Genomic DNA, 1,408 nt, shown 5'->3' with positions numbered 1-1,408 from the left:
TCGTTAATATAATACTTTTTCCTTTTAAAAAGTCTGCATACTTTCCTTGTTGGAGTTTATCCGCAATTTTAAAAATCTCTTGAATCTCATCTCTTGTATACTCTGTAAGCTGTATAAAGTTTTTCATAAACCTCCCCCAATAACTTAAAATCATACGCTATTTCAATAGTGTATTTACTAATTATTTCATAAATTTTCCAAAAAGTCTATATTTCATATCAAATAAATAAAAGGTGTCGTAAACTTTTACGACACCTCTACATACATTTCTATTATAAGGTTATATGCAGCTTGCAATTATAATAATAATTAAAATAAGCACAATGACTGCAAAACAGATCTTAGCAATCTTTTTTACCTTTATGGCTTTAACGTTTGCTTCTAAAACAGCGCCACATTTAGGACATACTGGAACTTCTTCATCTAATTTTTGACCACACTTTGGACAATATTCAACCATGCTAGTGCCCCCTTATCTTACCTTAATAATGAATAAATTATTCAGATTACACATTGTAACTTTCTAACTCATTATCATATGATCCTTTTACTTACTGTTTGTCACACAGCTTATAAAGTTGTTAAGGGTTCCTTCTACCATTTCATAATCCGTATGTAGCACACATCTACCCCTTCCTTTTAAAAGTTGATCTTTCTAACCGCCTCTTATCTTGCGAGCTATATTAATACATATTATATAGTAGAAAATAATATACCTATATTCCTATTTCATTTTAAATTAATCTTATTAACATCTTATCAAATGCGCATTAGCTTATAGCACTTTGGAAGCTGTTTGTCTTTGGCACCTTTATATCCCTCGTAATAATATGTTCCACACATAAAGGTAAGTGATTTAGTCTATCCTTAAAGAAATCTGGATATGCCTTGTAACCCTCTAAGTCTTTAATAGGAATCCATTTCATAAATTCTTTACCTTCTGGGCAATAGCTGTCACTATATATTTCTTGCGTGCCTCTAGACTTCATTAAAAAATACAATGAAATCTCATGACACTCTAAGCCGCTCGTTGTGCCAGCTCCCTCAAAGAAATTTTCATGAATAAACACTAAACGGTCCACTTCATATTGGGACACCTGTTTCTTCATAAACTTCTCTAACAACTGCTTCTTCAGCCGTCTCCCCCATATGTACACCGCCACCTACGGAGTATAAATAATCCATTTTTTCATTACCTGCCATAAGTATGCAATCCTCTTCAATAATAATAGCCCCTACACTATAATGAAAGCAATTAATATCTCTTGTAAAACAACAATCCTTTTCTCTCATCTGTTTGAATCCCCCAATGTTTGATTTTTATGCCATATTATTGCACACTCTCTCCAAAGAGTCTATATTTTCATTAAAATCTTTACATTTAATCATTGCTTAAATACTATTATAA

Annotated in this window: 3 protein-coding genes; all 3 read right to left on the bottom strand. The window is 31.8% G+C overall.

The features are described 5' to 3' along the window. Window positions 1–280: 280 nt before the first annotated feature. Entirely contained in the window at window positions 281–460 is a 180-nt protein-coding gene (locus JCM14822_RS18575; protein ID WP_054744126.1) for a zinc ribbon domain-containing protein, read from the bottom strand. 310 nt (window positions 461–770) lie between these two features. Further along, window positions 771–1,109, bottom strand: a complete 339-nt coding sequence (locus JCM14822_RS24305; protein WP_330377699.1) for an NUDIX hydrolase — start codon at window positions 1,107–1,109, stop codon at window positions 771–773. Next, the gene (locus tag JCM14822_RS24300) at window positions 1,084–1,293 is read right to left on the bottom strand and encodes an NUDIX domain-containing protein (RefSeq protein ID WP_330377697.1); all 210 of its coding nucleotides are present in this window, start codon (window positions 1,291–1,293) and stop codon (window positions 1,084–1,086) included. The genes JCM14822_RS24305 and JCM14822_RS24300 overlap by 26 nt, the downstream gene beginning before the upstream one ends. Between the last annotated feature and the right edge of the window lie 115 nt (window positions 1,294–1,408).

Origin of the sequence: Cellulosilyticum ruminicola JCM 14822 (genome assembly GCF_001311925.1) — a bacterium.
GTDB lineage: Bacteria > Bacillota > Clostridia > Lachnospirales > Cellulosilyticaceae > Cellulosilyticum > Cellulosilyticum ruminicola.
The sequence above is the reverse complement of the archived record's forward strand: the minus strand, read 5'-3'. Positions and strand labels throughout refer to the sequence as shown.

Excerpts from the sequence above, each read along its gene's own strand:
- JCM14822_RS18575 (WP_054744126.1), bottom strand. The coding sequence starts at position 460 with ATGGTTGAATATTGTCCAAAGTGTGGTCAAAAATTAGATGAAGAAGTT.
- JCM14822_RS24305 (WP_330377699.1), bottom strand. The coding sequence starts at position 1,109 with ATGAAGAAACAGGTGTCCCAATATGAAGTGGACCGTTTAGTGTTTATT.
- JCM14822_RS24300 (WP_330377697.1), bottom strand. The coding sequence starts at position 1,293 with ATGAGAGAAAAGGATTGTTGTTTTACAAGAGATATTAATTGCTTTCAT.